At 71.7% G+C, this 17,889-nt stretch carries 20 protein-coding genes; 15 read left to right on the top strand and 5 right to left on the bottom strand.

What is annotated here, in order from left to right:
- Nucleotides 1–66 precede the first annotated feature (66 nt).
- The 4 genes from ACTJJZ_RS15595 to paaZ are packed head-to-tail and all read left to right on the top strand — an operon-like array spanning nucleotide 67 to nucleotide 4,986.
- Nucleotides 67–1,254 (top strand): thiolase family protein, encoded by a 1,188-nt coding sequence (locus tag ACTJJZ_RS15595; protein ID WP_440722106.1) that lies wholly within the window; start codon nucleotides 67–69, stop codon nucleotides 1,252–1,254.
- A gap of 2 nt (nucleotides 1,255–1,256) precedes the next feature.
- Nucleotides 1,257–2,030 carry an enoyl-CoA hydratase/isomerase family protein gene (locus ACTJJZ_RS15590; RefSeq protein WP_440722105.1) on the top strand — a complete coding sequence of 258 codons (774 nt, stop codon included), beginning with the start codon at nucleotides 1,257–1,259 and terminating at the stop codon, nucleotides 2,028–2,030.
- Complete coding sequence (locus ACTJJZ_RS15585) at nucleotides 2,027–2,893, top strand: 3-hydroxyacyl-CoA dehydrogenase family protein (RefSeq protein WP_440722104.1); 867 nt, start codon at nucleotides 2,027–2,029, stop codon at nucleotides 2,891–2,893. The genes ACTJJZ_RS15590 and ACTJJZ_RS15585 overlap by 4 nt, the downstream gene beginning before the upstream one ends.
- Before the next feature lie 2 nt (nucleotides 2,894–2,895).
- Nucleotides 2,896–4,986 carry a phenylacetic acid degradation bifunctional protein PaaZ gene (gene paaZ, locus ACTJJZ_RS15580; protein WP_440722103.1) on the top strand — a complete coding sequence of 697 codons (2,091 nt, stop codon included), beginning with the start codon at nucleotides 2,896–2,898 and terminating at the stop codon, nucleotides 4,984–4,986.
- 41 nt (nucleotides 4,987–5,027) lie between these two features.
- On the opposite strand, the gene ACTJJZ_RS15575 is transcribed toward paaZ, so the two are convergent.
- Nucleotides 5,028–5,747, bottom strand: coding sequence for an NAD(P)-dependent oxidoreductase (locus tag ACTJJZ_RS15575; protein ID WP_440722102.1), 720 nt, complete (start codon nucleotides 5,745–5,747; stop codon nucleotides 5,028–5,030).
- Between the two features lie 85 nt (nucleotides 5,748–5,832).
- Here ACTJJZ_RS15575 and ACTJJZ_RS15570 point away from each other — a divergent pair, with 85 nt between their 5' ends.
- Complete coding sequence (locus ACTJJZ_RS15570) at nucleotides 5,833–6,318, top strand: MarR family transcriptional regulator (protein ID WP_440722101.1); 486 nt, start codon at nucleotides 5,833–5,835, stop codon at nucleotides 6,316–6,318.
- 16 nt (nucleotides 6,319–6,334) lie between these two features.
- Here ACTJJZ_RS15570 and paaK read toward each other — a convergent pair whose 3' ends face one another.
- A complete protein-coding gene (gene paaK, locus ACTJJZ_RS15565; protein WP_440722100.1) occupies nucleotides 6,335–7,636 on the bottom strand; it encodes a phenylacetate--CoA ligase PaaK in 1,302 nt (433 codons plus the stop codon).
- On the bottom strand, nucleotides 7,633–8,085 hold the full coding sequence (gene paaI, locus ACTJJZ_RS15560) for a hydroxyphenylacetyl-CoA thioesterase PaaI (protein WP_440722099.1): 453 nt from the start codon (nucleotides 8,083–8,085) through the stop codon (nucleotides 7,633–7,635). The genes paaK and paaI overlap by 4 nt, the downstream gene beginning before the upstream one ends.
- Before the next feature lie 95 nt (nucleotides 8,086–8,180).
- On the opposite strand from paaI, the gene paaA reads away from it, so the two are divergent.
- From paaA to ACTJJZ_RS15525, 7 genes are all read left to right on the top strand, one after another.
- A complete protein-coding gene (gene paaA / locus ACTJJZ_RS15555) occupies nucleotides 8,181–9,167 on the top strand; it encodes a 1,2-phenylacetyl-CoA epoxidase subunit PaaA (RefSeq protein ID WP_440722098.1) in 987 nt (328 codons plus the stop codon).
- Nucleotides 9,167–9,472, top strand: a complete 306-nt coding sequence (gene paaB / locus ACTJJZ_RS15550) for a 1,2-phenylacetyl-CoA epoxidase subunit PaaB (protein ID WP_440722097.1) — start codon at nucleotides 9,167–9,169, stop codon at nucleotides 9,470–9,472. The genes paaA and paaB overlap by 1 nt, the downstream gene beginning before the upstream one ends.
- Entirely contained in the window at nucleotides 9,469–10,329 is an 861-nt protein-coding gene (gene paaC, locus ACTJJZ_RS15545; RefSeq protein ID WP_440722096.1) for a 1,2-phenylacetyl-CoA epoxidase subunit PaaC, read from the top strand. Before paaB ends, paaC begins: the two co-directional genes overlap by 4 nt.
- Nucleotides 10,326–10,841, top strand: a complete 516-nt coding sequence (gene paaD, locus ACTJJZ_RS15540) for a 1,2-phenylacetyl-CoA epoxidase subunit PaaD (protein WP_440722095.1) — start codon at nucleotides 10,326–10,328, stop codon at nucleotides 10,839–10,841. Before paaC ends, paaD begins: the two co-directional genes overlap by 4 nt.
- Nucleotides 10,841–12,121 (top strand): 1,2-phenylacetyl-CoA epoxidase subunit PaaE, encoded by a 1,281-nt coding sequence (gene paaE, locus ACTJJZ_RS15535; protein ID WP_440722094.1) that lies wholly within the window; start codon nucleotides 10,841–10,843, stop codon nucleotides 12,119–12,121. Before paaD ends, paaE begins: the two co-directional genes overlap by 1 nt.
- A 50-nt stretch (nucleotides 12,122–12,171) precedes the next feature.
- On the top strand, nucleotides 12,172–12,942 hold the full coding sequence (locus ACTJJZ_RS15530) for an enoyl-CoA hydratase/isomerase family protein (RefSeq protein ID WP_440722093.1): 771 nt from the start codon (nucleotides 12,172–12,174) through the stop codon (nucleotides 12,940–12,942).
- Nucleotides 12,943–13,105: 163 nt separating this feature from the next.
- Entirely contained in the window at nucleotides 13,106–13,882 is a 777-nt protein-coding gene (locus ACTJJZ_RS15525) for a sulfite exporter TauE/SafE family protein (protein ID WP_440722144.1), read from the top strand.
- A gap of 32 nt (nucleotides 13,883–13,914) precedes the next feature.
- On the opposite strand, the gene ACTJJZ_RS15520 is transcribed toward ACTJJZ_RS15525, so the two are convergent.
- Nucleotides 13,915–15,306 (bottom strand): sensor histidine kinase, encoded by a 1,392-nt coding sequence (locus tag ACTJJZ_RS15520; protein WP_440722092.1) that lies wholly within the window; start codon nucleotides 15,304–15,306, stop codon nucleotides 13,915–13,917.
- A gap of 1 nt (nucleotide 15,307) precedes the next feature.
- The gene (locus ACTJJZ_RS15515; protein WP_440722091.1) at nucleotides 15,308–16,039 is read right to left on the bottom strand and encodes a response regulator transcription factor; all 732 of its coding nucleotides are present in this window, start codon (nucleotides 16,037–16,039) and stop codon (nucleotides 15,308–15,310) included.
- Nucleotides 16,040–16,221: 182 nt separating this feature from the next.
- Here ACTJJZ_RS15515 and ACTJJZ_RS15510 point away from each other — a divergent pair, with 182 nt between their 5' ends.
- The 3 genes from ACTJJZ_RS15510 (at nucleotide 16,222) to ACTJJZ_RS15500 (ending at nucleotide 17,888) form a co-directional block, all read left to right on the top strand.
- Entirely contained in the window at nucleotides 16,222–16,863 is a 642-nt protein-coding gene (locus tag ACTJJZ_RS15510; protein WP_440722090.1) for a hypothetical protein, read from the top strand.
- 153 nt (nucleotides 16,864–17,016) lie between these two features.
- Nucleotides 17,017–17,490 (top strand): FAS1-like dehydratase domain-containing protein, encoded by a 474-nt coding sequence (locus ACTJJZ_RS15505; RefSeq protein WP_440722089.1) that lies wholly within the window; start codon nucleotides 17,017–17,019, stop codon nucleotides 17,488–17,490.
- On the top strand, nucleotides 17,487–17,888 hold the full coding sequence (locus ACTJJZ_RS15500; protein ID WP_440722088.1) for a MaoC/PaaZ C-terminal domain-containing protein: 402 nt from the start codon (nucleotides 17,487–17,489) through the stop codon (nucleotides 17,886–17,888). Before ACTJJZ_RS15505 ends, ACTJJZ_RS15500 begins: the two co-directional genes overlap by 4 nt.
- The last annotated feature ends 1 nt before the right edge of the window (nucleotide 17,889 follow it).

The raw sequence follows: 17,889 nt of genomic DNA, 5'->3' as shown, positions 1-17,889 counted from the left end.
TTGGGAATCGGATCGGCGGGATCCGCCCGGCGGACACCCGCGCGACGACGACCCGAGAGGATGACGATGTCCGAGGCCTACCTCATCGGCGGCGTGCGCACGCCGGTCGGCCGTTACGGGGGAGCGCTCGCGGACGTGCGCCCGGACGACCTGGCCGCGCTCGTGGTCCGCGAGGCCGTCGACAGGGCGGGGCTGCCGGACGACGCGGTCGAGGAGGTCATCCTGGGGGCGGCGAACCAGGCGGGCGAGGACAACCGCAACGTCGCACGGATGGCCGCCCTGCTGGCCGGGCTGCCCGACACCGTTCCCGGGCTCACCGTCAACCGGCTGTGCGCGTCCGGCATGTCCGCGGTGGCGCTCGCCGCGCAGGCAATCCGGGCCGGCGACGCCGACGCGATGGTGGCCGGCGGTGCGGAGTCCATGACCCGCGCGCCCTGGGTGCAGGCCAAGCCGCAGCGCGCCTGGGGCAAGCCGGGCGAGGCGTTCGACACGTCGATCGGCTGGCGCTTCGTCAACCCGCGCCTCGCGGCCCGGGACAAGGCGACGTTCTCGATGCCGGAGACCGCCGAAGAGGTGGCGCGCGTCGACGGGATCACCCGGGAGGACGCGGACGCGTTCGCGCTGCGCAGTCACCAGAGGGCGATCGCCGCGATCGATGCCGGACGTCTCACGGCGGAGATCGTCGCGGTGCAGAGCCCGCGGGGCGGGCCGGTCGACACCGACGAGGGGCCGCGCCATGACACCACGCTCGAAGTGCTGGCCGGGCTCCGTCCGGTGGTCGCCGGCGGATCCGTCGTCACCGCGGGCAACGCGTCCTCGCTGAACGACGGCGCTTCAGCGGTCGTCGTCGCCGGATCCGCCGCGATCGAGCGGCACGGACTGGTGCCGCGGGCGCGCATCGTCGCCTCGGCCTCCGCCGCACTCGCCCCCGAGATCATGGGGCTCGGTCCCGTCCCCGCGACGCAGAAGGCCCTCGCGAAGGCCGGGCTCACGATCGCGGATCTCGGAGCCGTCGAGCTGAACGAGGCCTTCGCGACCCAGTCCCTCGCCTCGATGCGAAGGCTCGGCCTGGATCCGGAGATCGTGAACGCGGACGGCGGCGCGATCGCGCTCGGCCATCCGCTCGGCTCGAGCGGCTGCCGGATCCTGGTGACGCTCCTCGGCCGGATGGAGCGCGAGGGCGCCCGCTACGGCCTCGCCACGATGTGCGTCGGCGTCGGCCAGGGCACCGCGATGATCCTGGAGCGGGTGTGACGATGACCAGCGCTTCGTCGTCCACGCACGGATCCGGGCCCGACATCCTGCGCATCGAGCGCGCCGCCGCCCGGGTCACCGCGACGCTGGACCGCCCGGACGTCCGCAATGCCATCGACCAGGCCATGATCGACGCCCTGCACGCCCTCTGCGCCGAGCTGGAGGCGGATCCGCGGATCCTGATCCTCAGGGGAGCCGGCGGCGTCTTCGCGTCCGGCGCCGACATCGCCCAGCTCCGCGACCGGCGTGCGCAGGATGCGCGGGCCGGCATCAACACGACCGCGTTCCGGCGCATCCGGCAGCTGCCGATGCCCGTGATCGCCGCGGTCGACGGCTACGCGCTGGGCGGGGGCGCGGAGCTCGCCTACGCCGCCGACATCCGCATCGGCACGCCGTCCGCGCGCATCGGCAACCCCGAGACCGGGCTCGGCATCATCGCCGCGGCCGGAGCGACGTGGCGGCTGCCGCAGATCGTGGGGGAGGCGCGGGCGGCGGAGCTGCTGCTCACCGGCCGCATCCTCACCGGCCGGCAGGCGCTCGAGTGGGGTCTGCTGTCGTCGCTGCACGAGCCGGAGGACCTCCTCGCCGCCGCGCACGCGATCGCGGACCGCATCGCCGCAAACGATCCGCTCGCCACCCGGCACACCAAGACCGCGCTGCTCGCCAGGCCGGACCGGCATCCGGAGATCGAGCTGGAGCTGCAGTCCGAGCTGTTCGAGAGCCCCGAGAAGCATCGGCGGATGACCGCCTTCCTGGAACGGAGGATCCGCCGATGAGCGGAGTGGACCCCACGGCGCCCGAGCGCGTCGGCGTGCTCGGCGGCGGACGCATGGGCGCGGGCATCGCGCACGCGTTCCTGCTCGCCGGATCCCGGGTCGTCGTCGTCGAGCGCGACGAGGCATCCGCGATCGCGGCGGGGGAGCGCGTCAGGGAGAGCCTGCGCCGCTCCATCGAGCGCGGCAGCACCGACCGCGTCTTCGACGAGCTCGCCGCGGCGCTGCAGACCGGCACGGATGCCGCGCTGTTCGCCGATCGCGACCTCGTGGTCGAGGCCGTGCCCGAGGAACGCGCGCTCAAGGCCGACAGCCTGCGCCGAGTCGAGGCCGCCGTCCCGACAACCGCGGCGATCGCCTCGAACACCTCCTCGATCTCGATCGACGACCTCGCCGCATCGCTGGAGCACCCGGAGCGCTTCCTCGGGCTGCACTTCTTCAACCCGGTGCCCGCCTCGGTGCTCGTCGAGATCGTCGTCGGCGCCTCCACGAACCAGGAGCTCGTCGCCGACGCCAGGAACTGGGTCGCCGCCCTCGGCAAGACCGCCATCGTGGTCGCCGACGTCCCCGGGTTCGCGTCGAGCCGGCTCGGCGTCGCGCTCGCGCTGGAGGCGATCAGGATGCTCGAGGAGGGGGTCGCCACGGCGGCCGACATCGACGCGGCGATGGAACTCGGCTACCGGCACCCCACCGGACCTCTCCGCACGACGGACATCATCGGGCTGGATGTGCGACTCGGCATCGCCGAGGAGCTGCACGCCGCGCTCGGCGAGCGCTTCGCGCCGCCGCAGCTGCTGCGCGACCTCGTCGCGGACGGCCACCTGGGCCGCAAGACCGGCCGCGGATTCTACGAATGGAGCGAGTGACGATGACCGAACTGCTGCCCAGCTACCTTCAGGGCGCGTGGTGGACCTCCGCCTCGGACGACGGCACGATCGTCCGCGACGCGTCGACCGGCGCCGAGATCGTCCGCGTCGACTCGGCCGGCATCGATCTCGCCGGCGCGGTCGAGTACGCGCGCACGGTCGGCCAGCAGAGCCTCGGGGCCCTGACCTTCCATCAGCGCGCACTGCTGCTGAAGCAGATGGCGACCGTGCTGAACGAGCACAGGGACGAGCTGTACGAGCTCTCCAAGGCGTCCGGCTCGACCGTGCGCGACTCGCTCAGCGACATCGACGGCGGCATCGGGGTGCTGTTCACCTACTCGTCGAAGGGACGCAGGGAGCTGCCGAACGCGACCGTGCTCCTCGACGGACCGGTCGAGCCGCTGTCGAAGGACGGATCCTTCCTCGGCCGCCACGTCTACACCCGCCTGCCCGGCGTCGCGGTGCAGATCAACGCCTTCAACTTCCCGATGTGGGGGGCGCTGGAGAAGTTCGCCCCCGCGTTCCTCGCCGGCGTCCCGTCGATCGTGAAGCCGGCGACGCCCACGGCCTACATCGCGGAGGCGTGGGTGCGGATCCTGGTCGACTCGGGGCTGCTGCCGGACGGATCGTTGCAACTGGTCAGCGGATCCCTGCCCGGGATCTTCGACCTGCTGCGCCTCGGCGACCTCGTCGCGTTCACGGGCAGCGCGTCGACCGCGGCGCGGTTGCGCGCACAGACCTCGGACGACGTGCGCTTCACGAGCGAGACCGACTCGATCAACGCCTCCGTGCTCGGTCCGGACGCGACGCCCGAGACCCCCGAGTTCGACGCCTACGTCAAGCAGCTCATGATCGAGCTGACCACCAAGGCCGGCCAGAAGTGCACAGCGATCCGCCGTGCGATCGTGCCGGCCGAGCTCGTGGATCCGCTCGTGGCGGCGCTGCAGGCGAAGATCGCCGAGCGGGTCGTGATCGGCGACCCGCATGCCGAGGGCGTCACCATGGGGCCGCTCGTCTCGGCCGAGCAGCGCGAGGAAGTGCTGCGCCAGGTCTCTGCGCTGCGGGCCGCCGGCGGCGAGCTGCTGCTGGGATCCACCGACGCGCCGGAGGTCGTCCGGGCGGACGGCAGCATCGGCCTGGCGCCGGAGGGCGCCTTCGTCGCGCCCATCCTCGTCGGCTTCGCCGACACGACCGCGAGGGCGGTGCACGAGGTCGAGGCGTTCGGCCCGGTCGCCAGCGTGCTCGGCTACGGCAGCCTCGAGGAGGCGGCGGAGTTGGTCGGCCGCGGCGGCGGATCCCTCGTCACCAGCGTCGCGACGAAGGATCCGGCGGTCGCGACCGAGCTGCTCACCCGCATCGCGGCGTACAACGGCCGCGTGCTGTTCCTGAACCGGGACGACGCGCGCACCTCGACCGGGCACGGCTCGCCTGTCCCGCACCTCGTACACGGCGGCCCCGGTCGTGCCGGCGGGGGAGAGGAGCTGGGCGGGATCCGCGCGGTCAGGCACTTCATGCAGCGCACCGCGATTCAGGGCACGCCCGAGATCCTCACCGCGATCACCGGCGTGTGGCACACCGGCGCGGGGACGGACAGGGCGGTGCACCCCTTCCGCAAATCGCTCGCCGAACTGCGCCTCGGCGACCAGGTCGAATCGGGCCTGCGCGAGCTCTCGCTCGCGGACATCGAGGCGTTCGCGCACTCCACGGGCGACACGTTCTACGCGCACATGGACGAGGAGGCCGCCGCGGCGAACCCGTTCTTCGGCGGCCGCGTGGCGCACGGCTACCTGCTGGTGTCGTGGGCGGCGGGCCTGTTCGTCTCGCCAGAGCCGGGGCCGGTGCTCGCGAACTACGGCCTGGAGAACCTGCGCTTCGTGACGCCGGTGAAGCCGGGCGACGCGATCCGGGTGACGCTCACCGCCAAGCAGATCACCCCGCGCGAGACCGACGCGTACGGCGAGGTGCGCTGGGACGCCGTGATCCACAACCAGCGCGACGAGGTCGTGGCGACCTACGACGTGCTGACCCTGGTGGAGAAGCAGCTCGTCCCGAGCACGGAGCGAAGCGACGACGCGAAGGGCGCCGAGGACTGAGCACGGATCCGGTTCGAGCTCGCGGCACGGATCGAGAGGGCTCAGGCGTTGCCCAGCACCGCGCGGGGAGGCCTCTTGAAGGCCTCGCGCATCATGAGCCGAGCCACGCTCGGCGTTCCGGAGACCGTACCGACGGCGACCGTGGTGCGCAGGTGGCGGCGGTCGTCGATCTGGCGAAGCATCGCGTCGGCGAGGTCGACGCGGGCAGTGAACTTCTGCGGCAGATACCGCTCGGCGGTGCGGTAGTCGCTCACGGCCGCGGCGTCGAACAGGCCGGACGGGCGCATCACCGTCCAGTCCGTGTCGCTCGCGGCGACGACACGCTCCATCCGCTTCATGTCGTCGTAGAGGGTCCTGCCGAGGACGCCGGTGACGAACGGCTGCAGTACGTGCTCGAAGAAGAAGCCGCCGTGCGGTCCGGCCTCGACGTCGACCGCGCTCGAGCTGACGCAGACCAGCCGACGGACTCCGTGCGCCGACATGGCGCTCAGCATCGCGCGGGCACCCGTCGAATACGTGGTGATCTCCTCCCGGGAGTACGGGACCCCGAGCGCGGAGAGGACGGCGTCATGACCGGCGATCGCGCGGTGCACGGAATCGGTGTCGAAGACGTCGCCGGGCTCGACGCGCAGCGCCGGGTGGGCGAGCGGGAAGGAGCCGGGAGATCGCGTGACGGCGGTGACGCGGTGCCCCTCATCCAGGGCGAGCCGCACCACGAGGCGCCCCGTCGGTCCGTTCGCTCCGAAGACCACGATGTTCATGGGGCGTCCCTTTCGTCATTAGGACTGAATTCGTATAATACGAAAACCATACTATATGAATTCGAGATCGACTAGAGTGACGGGAATGGACCTGGTCGACCCCGAGGACGCGCGCACCCGGCGACGCATCACGAGCGAGCTCAAGCGGCGCTTCCGCGAGGTGAACAACCAGATCGCGCTGCTCTCGCATCACGTCTCGACGCAGGTGGAGCTGCGGGACATCGATCTCGACTGCCTCGACTTCCTCGCCCAGCACGGACCGGCCAGCCCCAGCGCCCTCGCACGACGGGCCGGCGTGCATCCGTCGACCATGACCGGGGTGATCGACCGGCTGGAGAAGGGCGGCTGGGTGCGGCGCCAGCGGGACGACGCCGACCGACGCGGAGTGCTCGTCTCGGCGCGTCCGGACGCCATGGCCGAGGTCTTCCGCCACTACGAAGGCATGAACGCGCAGCTGGATGCGGTCTGCGCCGACTATTCGCCGGCTGAGCTTCAGGTCATCTCGGGCTTTCTCGATCGCGCCGCGAACGCGGGGCGGCAGGCGGTCGAGGAGTTCTCGAGTCCCGGCTGAGGATCCCCCGTCGTCTTCAGCGCAGGTCGTAGAGGCGCTTGTACTTGCCCTCGCTGCGGGGGAGGGATCCGGGCTCCTCGATCGTGACGTCGACCGAGGTGCCGATCGACGTCTTGATCCGCAGCTTCAGCACCTCGGCGGCGGCCACGGCGGTGGCGGCGTCGATGTCGGGATGCCGCTCGATCCGCACGGTGAGCGCGTCCAGGTGACCCTGCCGGGTCAGCTCGAGGATGAAGTGCGGGGTGAGCGTCTCGATCCCGAGCGCGATCTCCTCGATCTGGGTCGGGAACAGGTTCACGCCGCGCAGGATGATCATGTCGTCGTCACGGCCGGTGATCTTCTCCATCCGGCGCATGGCGGGGTATGCGGATCCGGGCAGCAGCCGGGTGAGGTCGCGGGTGCGGTAGCGGATCACCGGGAAGGCCTGCTTGGTGAGCGAGGTGAACACGAGCTCGCCCGGCTGGCCGTCGGGCACTGGCTCGCCGGTCTCCGGGTCGATGATCTCCGGCAGGAAGTGGTCTTCCCAGATGTGCGGGCCGTCCTTCGTGGCCACCGCCTCCATCGCCACTCCCGGGCCCATCACCTCGCTGAGCCCGTAGATGTCGACGGCGTCGATGTTCAGCCGCTGCTCGATCTGGCGGCGCATCTCGTTCGTCCACGGCTCAGCACCCAGGATCCCGACCTTCAGCGACGTCGAACGCGGATCGATCCCCGCCGCCTCCAGCGCGTCGGCGATCGTGAGCAGATACGTGGGCGTGCACATGATCGCATCGGGCTCGAAGTCGTGGATCAGCTGCACCTGCCTGGCCGTCTGCCCGCCCGACATCGGGATCACCGTCGCGCCGAGCCGCTCGATGCCCGCGTGCGCGCCCAGACCGCCGGTGAACAGGCCGTAGCCGTACGCGTTGTGCACCTTCCAGCCCGGCTGCACGCCCGCGGCGCGCAGCGAGCGAGCGACGAGCTCTGCCCAGTTGTCCAGATCCTCCTGCGTGTAGCCCACCACGGTCGGTCGACCGGTCGTGCCGGAGGACGCATGGATCCGGCGCACGTCAGCCATCGGCACCGCGAACATGCCGAACGGGTAGTACTCGCGCAGATCGCTCTTGGTCGTGAACGGCAGCCGGGCGACGTCGGCGAGGGTGCGGATGTCATCGGGATGGATCCCGGCCTTCTGGAAGGCCAGGCGCGAGAACGGCACGTTCTCGTAGGCGTGGTGCACGGACCACTGCAGGCGCTCGAGCTGCAGCGCCCGCAGCTCGTCGAGGGACAGCGCGGTGGCGTCCCGGTCGCGGGCGGCGTCGACGACGGCGTCGGTCATGAGGGCTCCTCGTCGGGAAAGGGGCGGTCGGTGGTGATCGAGCGGCCGCGGAACTCGGCGACCACGTCGCCGGTCTCGTCGGTCACGGTGATGTCGTAGAGGCCGGTGCGGCCGTTGCGCGCCCGGCGCACCCCCGTCGCGGTCAGCGTCTGGCCGGCCCTGGTGGACTTGAGGAACGTGATGTCGGCGCCGCCCGCGACCGTGACCCGCTCGTCCTCGTTGCAGACGATCGCGAACGCCGTGTCGGCGAGCGTGAAGACGAGACCGCCGTGGGTGATGTCGAAGCCGTTCGTCATGTCCTCGCGCACGAGCATCGACACGACGGCGCGGCCGGGCTCATCCGCCTCGACCCGCATGCCCAGGGCGGCCGAGGCGCGATCCCGTCGCATCATCGGCCGCAGCGGGCCGGGCCCGGAGGCGCTCGAGGGGCCGGGAGCCGTCTCGGTCATCGCTTCTCCTTCGAAGGGGGCCGTTCTTCTGCGAACGATACGAGTGTGCCATAATAACTGGACGAACGGTAGGTAATTCGCAGGAGGTGTCGAGGATGACCGCCCCACAGGCTTCCCTCATGGCCGATGTCGACCCCCAGCAGGTGTTCGACGAGCTCATCGAGAACGAGAAGCGCATCGAGCCGAGGGACTGGATGCCCGACGCGTACCGGAAGACCCTGATCCGGCAGATCTCCCAGCACGCGCACTCCGAGATCATCGGCATGCAGCCCGAGGGCAACTGGATCACGCGCGCCCCGAGCCTGAAGCGCAAGGCGATCCTGATGGCGAAGGTGCAGGACGAGGCCGGGCACGGCCTGTATCTGTACTCGGCCGCGCAGACCCTCGGGATCACCCGCGAGGAGATGATGCAGCAGCTCATCGACGGCAGGGCGAAGTACTCGTCGATCTTCAACTACCCGACGCCGACCTGGGCGGACATGGGTGCGATCGGCTGGCTCGTCGACGGCGCCGCGATCTGCAACCAGGTGCCGCTCTGCCGCGCGTCCTACGGCCCCTACGGCCGCGCCATGGTGCGGATCTGCAAGGAGGAGTCGTTCCATCAGCGCCAGGGCTTCGAGATCCTGCTCACGCTCATGCAGGGATCCGAGGAGCAGCGCGCCATGGCGCAGGACGCGGTGAACCGCTGGTACTGGCCCTCGCTCGCGATGTTCGGACCGCCGGACGACCAGTCGCCGAACTCCGCGCAGTCGATGCAGTGGAAGATCAAGCGGTTCTCGAACGACGACCTGCGCCAGCGCTTCGTCGGCATGCTCGTGCCGCAGGCCGAGATCCTCGGCGTGACGCTGCCGGATCCGGAGCTGCGCTTCGACGAGGAGACCGGACGTTACGAGATGGGCGAGATCGACTGGGACGACTTCTTCGAGGTCGTCCGTGGCAACGGCCCGTGCAACGCCGAGCGGCTGCAGCGCCGCCGCGACGCGCACGAGGAGGGCGCCTGGGTGCGCGAGGCCGCGGCCGAGTACGCCCGGAAGCAGTCCCTTCGACAGGCTCAGGGACCGAAGGAAGCGGAGGCGGCGTGATGACCGCTCCCGGTGCCTCGCCCGAAGAGCTGTGGCCCATGTTCGAGGTGTTCGTGCGCGCGAACCGCGGGCTCAGCCACGTGCACGTCGGATCCCTGCACGCGCCCGACGCCGAGATGGCGATCCGCAACGCCCGCGACCTCTACACGCGGCGCAACGAGGGCACCTCCATCTGGGTCGTGCAGGCCGACGCCATCACCACGAGCGACCCGGATGACAAGGGCGCGTTCTTCGAGAGCCCGGCCGGCAAGAACTACCGGCACGCCGTGTACTACACGGCGTCCGAGGGGGTGCCGCACCTGTGAGCGCCCTTCGACAGGCTCAGGGACCGGAGCCGGACCGTGCGATCGACCCGCACGGCGACGTGTCGGTCGATGAGCTCGCGCTCGCCGCGGAGCTGTCCGGGACCGGCGCGCGCGCCGCCTCGGCCGATGTCGCGGAGTACGCACTGTGGCTCGGCGACGACGCCCTGATCCTGTCCCAGCAGCTCGGCGCGTGGATCACCTACGCGCCGGAGCTCGAGGAGGACGTGGCACTCGGCAACATCGCGCTCGACCTGCTCGGCCACGCCCGTTCCTTCCTGCGCTACGCCGGATCCTGGGACGGACGCAGCGAGGACGACCTCGCCTACTTCCGCGACGAGGCCGGGTTCCGCAGCTGCTGGCTCGTGGAGCAGCCCAACGGCGACTTCGCGCAGACGATCGCGCGGCAGCTCCTCGTCAGCGCATACATGTTCGAGCTCTACTCCGCCCTGCGCCGCAGCACGGATGCGACCTTCGCCGCGATCGCCGAGAAGGCGGTCAAGGAGGTCGACTACCACCGCGACCACGCCGTGCAGTGGGTGCTGCGCCTCGCCGGCGGCACCGAGGAGTCCCGTGCCCGGATCGTGCGCGCCGTCGCCGACGTGTGGCCGTACGCCGCCGAGCTGTTCCGCGACGACCCGCTGATCGACCGACTCGGCGACGCCGCGGTGCGCCCCTCCTCCCTGCGCGCGGGCTTCGACGCGGTCGTCGCGGCGGTGTTCGCCGAAGCCGACCTGGAGATCCCCGCCGGGTCGACCTCGACCGGCGGCGGACGGCGCGGATCCCACGCGACCGGGCTCGGGCACCTCCTCGCCGAGATGCAGGTGCTGGCCCGACGGCACCCGGGGGCGACGTGGTGACCGGGCAGGTCCTCCCGGCCGCGGCGGAGCACGACCTCCGGGAGCGGGCCTGGAAAGCGGCCGCCGCGGTGAAGGATCCCGAGGTGCCGGTGCTGACGATCGAGGATCTCGGCGTGCTGCGCGACGTGAAGGTCGACGACGACCGGATCCGCGTCGACATCACCCCCACCTACAGCGGCTGCCCGGCCATGGACGCGATCCGCGACGATGTGGAGCTCGCGCTCATCCGCGCCGGATTCGACCACGTCGAGGTTCGCCTGGTGCTCTCGCCCGCGTGGACCACCGACTGGATGAGCGAGGACGGCAAGCGCAAGCTCACCGAGTACGGGATCGCGCCGCCCACGGGCAGTGTCGCCCACCGCGGTCCGATCCGGGTCGCGCTCGGGGTGCGCTGCCCCCGCTGCGGCTCGCTGGACACCCGCGAGATCTCCCGCTTCGGCTCCACGTCGTGCAAGGCGCTCTACGAGTGCCGAGCCTGCCTCGAGCCCTTCGATCACTTCAAGGTGATCTGATGGCCGCGCTCTGGCATCCGAGCGCGGCGCCGCGGACCGCGGCCGTCGAGGGGACGGATTCGGAGCGGATCGCGGGCGCGCTGCTCAACAGCGCGGTCGGCGGATCCGATCCCTCGGCGGATCCGGGGAAGGGAGTCGCGCCGCGCCGGCGCGCCCGCTTCCACACGCTGACCGTGCAGGAGGTGCGGCCGCTCACCTGGAGCGGCGACGAGGCCACCGCGATCGAGGTCTCGTTCGCGGTGCCGGCCGAGCTGGCCGGCGAGTTCGACTACCTGGCCGGACAGCATGTGGCGCTGCGCGCCGAGATCGACGGGCGCGAAGTGCGCCGCTCCTACTCGCTGTGCCGGCCACCCGCTCCCGGCCCTTCGCCGGGTTCTTCGGCCCGCCCAGGGACCGGGGTCAGCGTCGCGATCAAGCGCGACCACGGCGGCCGCTTCTCCACGTGGGCGCTGAGCGAGCTGCAGCAGGGAAGCCGGATCGAGGTGATGAGCCCGCAGGGGGCGTTCACCTCGACGCTCGACGCGCTCGACGGCGCGCACGTCGCCGGCATCGCCGCCGGATCCGGGATCACTCCGCTGATGGCGCTCGCCGCGACGGTGCTCGCGCGGTCGGAGTCGAGCGCGTTCACCCTCGTCTACACGAACCGCTCCACCATGGACGTGATGTTCCTCGAGGAGCTCGCCGACCTCAAGGACCGCTACCCGGCCCGGTTCGCCGTGCATCACGTGCTCACCCGAGAGCAGCGCTCGGCGCCGCTGCTGTCCGGGAGGATCGACGAGGAGCGGCTGCGCGGGATCCTCGACGGCCTCGTGCTGCCCGGCACCGTGGACGAATGGTTCCTCTGCGGTCCGTTCGACCTCGTGCAGCTGTGCCGCGACGTCCTCGCCGACATCGGCGTCGAGTCCGCCCACGTCCGCTACGAGCTGTTCACCACGGGCGAGCCGGGACAGGAGCGGCCGGAAGGGGGCCGCCCGGTCGTGGTGCGCGAGGACGAGCCGGTGCGCACGATCGAGTTCACGCTCGACGGACAGGCCGGCACGGTGCAGAGTCCGGTGGCGGCGAACGAGTCGATCCTGAACGCCGCGCTGCGGGTGCGTCCGGATGTGCCGTTCGCCTGCGCCGGCGGGGTGTGCGGCACCTGCCGGGCGCGCCTGGTCGACGGATCCGTCACCATGACCGAGAACTACGCGCTGGAGAAGGACGAGCTCGAGCGCGGCTACGTCCTCACCTGCCAGTCGCATCCCACCTCGGACCGCGTCGTCGTCGACTACGACGTCTGAGGGGTCGCCGGATCCGCCCCTTCGACAAAACCAGGGACCAAGGAGGAAGCATGATCGACCTCGCGATCGACGGCGCCGTCGCCCACGTCGTGCTGAACAACCCCGCCAAGCTCAACGCCCTCGACGAGGAGGCGGTGCGCGATCTCGGCGATGCCTATGCCGAGGCGGAGCGCGCGGGCGTGCGCGCGCTCGTGCTCCGCGGTGAGGGCCGCGCGTTCTGCGCAGGCCGCGACATCGCGGGCGTCGACCCGCGCGACGACGACGTGATGGGCTACCTGGACGGGCTCGTCACGCCGGTGCTGCAGCGCATGTCGGCGTTCCCCGCACCGACGTTCGCGGCCGCGCAGGGCGCGTCGCTCGGCGTGGGGCTCGGCCTGCTCATCGCGACCGACGTCGTGTACGTCGCCGACACCGCGAAGATCGGATCCCCCTTCGCCGCCCTCGGCGCCACGCTCGACTCGGGCGGGCACGCGCTGTTCGTGGAGCGCCTCGGCGCGCATCGCACACTCGACCTGATCTACACGGGGCGACTGATGAGCGGATCCGAGGCCGTCGCCGCTGGACTGTTCTCGCAGGCGATCCCGGCCGACGAGCTGCTCGACGCCACCGTGGCGGCGGCGGAGCGTGCGGCCTCCGGCGCCACCGCCGCGTTCGTCGCGAGCAAGCGCCTCGTCGCCGCGCTGCGGGACGAGCGGCTGGGCCTGTGGGAGTCGATGCGGCAGGAGAACGCCGCACAGGCGGCGCTCTGCGACACCGACGACTACTGCGAGGGCTTCGCCGCCTTCCAGGAGAAGCGGCCTCCCCGGTTCGAAGGGCGCTGACCGGGGTTCGGTGTTCGTGCCGATCGGTGAGAAGCGGCGGAGACCCGCACGGGGTCGGCCCGGTCATCGCCGACGCTCTCGCGCCACCCGGCGGCTAGGCTGAACGCGCCGCGCGCGAGTGCGGCGGACAGGAGCGAGCGTGGCCGAGGGAGTCGTCGCACGGATGCGCGGGACGCGCGCCTACGTCGCATTCATCGGGATCGGCCTCGCGGCCGGCCTCCTTTCCGGGCTCTTCGGCGTCGGCGGGGGCACCCTCATCGTGCCGATGCTGGTGCTCCTCCTCGGCTTCGATCAGCGTCTCGCCGCGGGCACCTCGCTCGCCGCGATCGTGCCGACCTCGATCGTCGGCGTGATCAGTTACGCGGTGCACGGCTCCGTGGCCTGGATCCCCGCGCTGATCCTCGCGCTCGGATCCGTGTTCGGCGCGCAGATCGGCACGCGGCTGCTGCCGAGGATCTCGCAGACCGCCCTGCGCTGGTGCTTCGTCGGGTTCCTCGTCATCGTGATCATCAGCCTCTTCCTCGTCATCCCGTCCCGCGGTGCCGGCCTCGACCTGACCTGGGTCACCGGGCCGCTGCTGCTCCTGCTCGGCCTGATCACCGGGGTGCTGGCCGGTCTGATCGGCGTGGGCGGCGGGGTCATCGCGGTGCCCGTGCTCATGCTCGCGTTCGGCACGAGCGACCTGGTTGCCAAGGGGACCTCGCTGCTGATGCTGATCCCCACCGGCATCTCGGGCACGTTCGGCAACCTGCGCACACGCAACGTCGATCTTCTTGCCGCCGGGATCATCGGTCTCGCGGCGTGCACCACGACGGCGCTCGGCGCATGGCTCGCGGCCCTCATCGATCCGCGCCTCGCCAACCTGCTCTTCGCCGTCTACGCCGTGGCGATCGCGGTGCAGATGTCGATCAAGGCGGTCCGGGGCCGCGGCAAGGGCTGACGACCGACAATGCTGCGGACAACGGGCCGGCGCTAGGCCGTCGAACCGTGCGTGGCGTCGACGATGGCGGGAAGGGCGAGCTGGAAGGCGGCGCCCTCCCCGCGGGGGTCGACGGCCTGCAGACTCGCACCGAGACGGCCCGCCAAGCGCTGCGCGATCGAGAGACCGAGACCCGTCCCCACCGGCCGCAGTCCGCGGTAGCGTTCGTGCAGCGCGCCCCGTTCGAAGGCGACGTCCCGGTCGGAGGCGGTCAGTCCCGGGCCGGTGTCGCGGACCGTGAGGAGGATCGCGGCCCGCGACGTCTCGCCCGTCGTGCCGCGGGCGGCGGTGACCGTGACGGTCCCGCCCGCCGGGGTCACGCGCAGCGCGTTTTCGAGCAGGCCGTCGAGGATCTGACGTGCCCGGTGTGCGTCCGTCTCCGCCATGAGTCCCGGAGCGGCCTGGGCGGAGAGCGCGACGCCCGCGCCGTCGGCGATCGCTCGCCAGGCGGCGACGGCATCGGCGACCAGCTGCGAGACGTCGACGGACCCGGAATCCACCGGGAAGTCGTGCGCCTCGAGCCGGGCCAGCTCGAGCAGGTCGGCGACGAACCTGTCCAGACGCCGTGTCTCGGCGAGCATCGTCGCGCCGACCGCGTCGAGCTCCCCGGCGTCGATCATCCCCTCGCTGAGCGCCTCCGCGTAGCCGCCGATCGCAGTGAGCGGCGTGCGAAGCTCGTGCGAGATCGACAGCAGGAACTCGCGCTGCCGGGCTTCGCTGGTCGCGAGGGCGCGGTCGAGTTCGTCGAGCGCGTCCACGACGTCGGAGACCTCGGCGGTGCCCGCTGCCGGCAGGCCGACGCCGCGTTCGCCGCGGGCGAGTCGTCGAGCCGCCGTGGCGGTGCGGGACAGCGGCCCGGTCACCGCCCGCGCGAGAAGCACGCCTGCCGCGATCGCGACGGCCAGGCCGATCGACAGCGCGAGTGCCAGTTTTCCGGCGACGTCGAACACCTGGGCGTCGACCGATTCGACCGACCGCGCCACGACGACCGTGTCGCCGTCCGCCGCGGGCCGGGCCTCGACGATGTACGAGGCGCCCTTGCTGGTGATCGTCGCCGACAGCTTCGATCCCGTGACGATGCGGGCGCGCACCTTCGGGCGCATCACGATACCGCTCGATCCCAGGACGGTTCCGTCGCTCTCCACGAGCGCGATCCGCGGTTCGTCGCCGACGGCGGAACGGTCGGCGATCTCCTGCCGGAGCTGCGCCTGCGGAAGCGCCGCCCATTCGTCGGCGATCGATGAGGCGACCGTGCGCGCCTCGTTCAGCGTGGCCGCGCGCACCAGGCCGAACGACACCGCGCCGGCCACCACGACGGCCACGGTCGCGACGACAACGGTCGTCAGCACCATCCGCCCGGCGAGCGTGCGCAGCGGCGAGCGCATCTCAGCCCGCCGATCCCGTCGCGGCCGCCTCGGCGTCCTGTTCGTCCAGCGCGTACCCGACGCCGCGTACGGTGCGGATGCCCGAGCCGGGCCCGAGCTTCGCGCGCAGCTGGGCGATGTGCACGTCCACGCTGCGCCCCGAGGCGTGATCCGCGTGCCCCCACACGGCCGACTGCAGCTGCTCCCGGCTGAACACCCGCCCCGGCGACCGGGCGAGGTGGGCGAGCAGATCGAACTCGGTGGCGGTGAGGGCCGGGCGGGCACCGCGCAGCACGACCGAACGCTGCTCCAGGTCGACCTCGAGTGGGCCGAGGACGATCCGGCTGCGCGTGGCAGGGCCGTTCGTCCGGCGCAGCACCGCCCTGAGCCGGGTGACGAGCTCGCGCGGGGAGAACGGCTTGGTCAGGTAGTCGTCGCCGCCGAGCTCGAGAGCGAGGAGCCGCTCCAGCTCGTCGTCGCGCGCGGTCACGAAGATGATCGGCGTCCAGTCGTCCTCCGCCCGCAGCCGCCGGCAGAGCTCGATCCCGTCGATCTGCGGCAGCCCGACGTCCAGCACGATCGCGACCGGGCGGTGCGCCTTGACGGCCGCCCAGGCCGCTCGCCCGTCGGCGGCCGTCTCCACGCCGAAACCGGCCTTGGTGAGGTAGAGACGCTCCACGGCAGCGATCGCCGGTTCGTCCTCGACCACCAGGACGAGACCGGCGGGCGCATCCAGGCCGGCCCGGGGGTTCATGACATTCATTCAACCGGGGAGACGGCAGGAGGCCGTCGCGTCGACGGCGTTCCACAGGGAACCCTTACATTGCCCGAACAATACGTCGACGTCGTCCGCACACGCGCGGCGCAGGATGACAGGACAGACAAGCTCAGGCCCGTCCCCGGAGGATCGGGCCCGCCCGAATCCGAGGAGCAGCCATGATGCACGACGACACGACACCGCACCGCGCCGCGGCCACCACGCCCCTGCGGCCGAGCAGGCGATACGGAGGGTTGCTCGGCGCCGGCGCGCTCGCGCTCGCCGCGGTCGCCGGGATCGTGGCGGTGCCGGTCGCCGCCGACGCGGCCACCGCCCCCGCGAAGGTGCCGGCCGTCTGCGTGCATGACGTGGCGGCGGTCCGGCACGCCTACGACGCCCTGCCCACGGCCCTGCACGACGACATCGCCAAGGCCCGCAAGGAGTCCACGACGTCGGCCCGCAAGGAAGCCGCCCAGAAGATCCTGGCCAAGGCGCAGTCCGGCGGGTACGGCGCCGACGTCGCCGCCGCGGCGAAGGGGCGCAAGACGCTCGAGGGCGCGATCGACGCGTGGCGCCGGCTCCCGTCCGCGCTGAGAACCGATCTGAAGGGCGCTCGCGCGGCCACCGGCACCGCCCGCGCCGACGACGTCAAGAGCATCGTCACCAAGGCCGAGTCGGGCGGATACGGCGACCGGATCAAGGACGCGACGTCGAAGCTGAAGACCCGGCTCGACCGCTGCGAGGCCGCGACCGCCAAGACGCCGAAGAGCCCGGCACCGAAGAGCCCGGCGCCGTCGCCGAGCCCGTCCACGGCCTCGTGAAACGCCGCGGCGCCGGGACCGGGCGCTGAGGACGTCCCGTTCCCGCACGCCTTCGCATCCGGATCCACCGCGCAGATCGTGGTCCCGGCGTCGCGCCGGGCCACGATCGCGAACGTCAGGCGGCTCTCCGGACCGTCTCGATAGGATCGAGGCGTGCCCGTGAATCCTGAACTGGTCGGACGTGAGTTCCCGCCGACCGCCCCCTACCTCGTCGGCCGCGAGAAGGTGCGCGAGTTCGCGCGCGCCGTGTTCGCGGAAGCGCCGCAGCACACCGACCTCGCGGCGGCCCAGGCGCTCGGCTTCGCCGACGTCGTGGCGCCGCCCACGTTCGCGATGGTCATCCAGGACCTCACGCTGCAGCAGCTGCTGGGGCTCGAGGACTCCGGGATCGTGCTGTCCCGCACGATCCACGCCGAGCAGCGCTTCGCGTACAGCCGCCCGATCGTGGCCGGCGACGAGCTCACGGCGCAGCTCACGGTCACGGGCATCCGCGCCATGGGTCCGGCGGCCATGATCACGAGCGACGCCGAGATCCGCGACGCCGCGGGCGAGCACGTGGTCACCGCGACGAGCGTCCTGCTCGTCAGCGACGCGCCCGCCGAAGACGCCGAGGAGGCCGCCGCGTGAACGTCGGAGACATCATCGCCGAGCGCACCGTGCACGTCACGCGCGAGTCGCTGGTCCGCTACGCCGGGGCATCCGGAGACTTCAACCCGATCCACTACCGCGACGACGTCGCCGCGGAGGTCGGCCTGCCCGGCGTGCTCGCGCACGGCATGCTCACGATGGGTATCGCCTCCTCGGTGGCCGTCGCGGCCCTGCCCGGCAGCGCGCGGATCCTCGACTACGGCGTCCGCTTCGCCCGCCCCGTCGTGGTCGACGCGCGGGACGGCGCCGACGTGTCGGTCTCGGCCAAGGTCGGCGCCGTGGACGAGGCCGCGGTCCGCATCGATCTGACCGTCAAGCACGCCGACGCCACGGTGCTCGTCAAGGCGCAGCTGCGCGTCGCGGCGGACTCCCTCTGAC

The sequence above is a fragment of the Microbacterium sp. 22242 genome, assembly GCF_052045495.1.
Taxonomy (GTDB): Bacteria; Actinomycetota; Actinomycetes; order Actinomycetales; family Microbacteriaceae; genus Microbacterium.
This window is presented reverse-complemented; position numbering and strand designations above follow the sequence as displayed.

Coding starts and splice junctions, on each gene's coding strand:
- paaK (WP_440722100.1), bottom strand. CDS start 7,636: ATGACCGACGCCGTCGTCGACGCCGCCCGCGACCGGGACGCCACCGCG.
- ACTJJZ_RS15520 (WP_440722092.1), bottom strand. CDS start 15,306: ATGCGCTCGCCGCTGCGCACGCTCGCCGGGCGGATGGTGCTGACGACC.
- ACTJJZ_RS15595 (WP_440722106.1), top strand. CDS start 67: ATGTCCGAGGCCTACCTCATCGGCGGCGTGCGCACGCCGGTCGGCCGT.
- ACTJJZ_RS15570 (WP_440722101.1), top strand. CDS start 5,833: ATGGACCTGGTCGACCCCGAGGACGCGCGCACCCGGCGACGCATCACG.
- paaB (WP_440722097.1), top strand. CDS start 9,167: ATGACCGCTCCCGGTGCCTCGCCCGAAGAGCTGTGGCCCATGTTCGAG.
- ACTJJZ_RS15510 (WP_440722090.1), top strand. CDS start 16,222: ATGATGCACGACGACACGACACCGCACCGCGCCGCGGCCACCACGCCC.
- ACTJJZ_RS15585 (WP_440722104.1), top strand. CDS start 2,027: ATGAGCGGAGTGGACCCCACGGCGCCCGAGCGCGTCGGCGTGCTCGGC.
- paaZ (WP_440722103.1), top strand. CDS start 2,896: ATGACCGAACTGCTGCCCAGCTACCTTCAGGGCGCGTGGTGGACCTCC.
- paaE (WP_440722094.1), top strand. CDS start 10,841: ATGGCCGCGCTCTGGCATCCGAGCGCGGCGCCGCGGACCGCGGCCGTC.
- paaI (WP_440722099.1), bottom strand. CDS start 8,085: ATGACCGAGACGGCTCCCGGCCCCTCGAGCGCCTCCGGGCCCGGCCCG.
- ACTJJZ_RS15530 (WP_440722093.1), top strand. CDS start 12,172: ATGATCGACCTCGCGATCGACGGCGCCGTCGCCCACGTCGTGCTGAAC.
- ACTJJZ_RS15515 (WP_440722091.1), bottom strand. CDS start 16,039: ATGAACCCCCGGGCCGGCCTGGATGCGCCCGCCGGTCTCGTCCTGGTG.
- paaA (WP_440722098.1), top strand. CDS start 8,181: ATGACCGCCCCACAGGCTTCCCTCATGGCCGATGTCGACCCCCAGCAG.
- ACTJJZ_RS15590 (WP_440722105.1), top strand. CDS start 1,257: ATGACCAGCGCTTCGTCGTCCACGCACGGATCCGGGCCCGACATCCTG.
- ACTJJZ_RS15575 (WP_440722102.1), bottom strand. CDS start 5,747: ATGAACATCGTGGTCTTCGGAGCGAACGGACCGACGGGGCGCCTCGTG.
- ACTJJZ_RS15525 (WP_440722144.1), top strand. CDS start 13,106: ATGCGCGGGACGCGCGCCTACGTCGCATTCATCGGGATCGGCCTCGCG.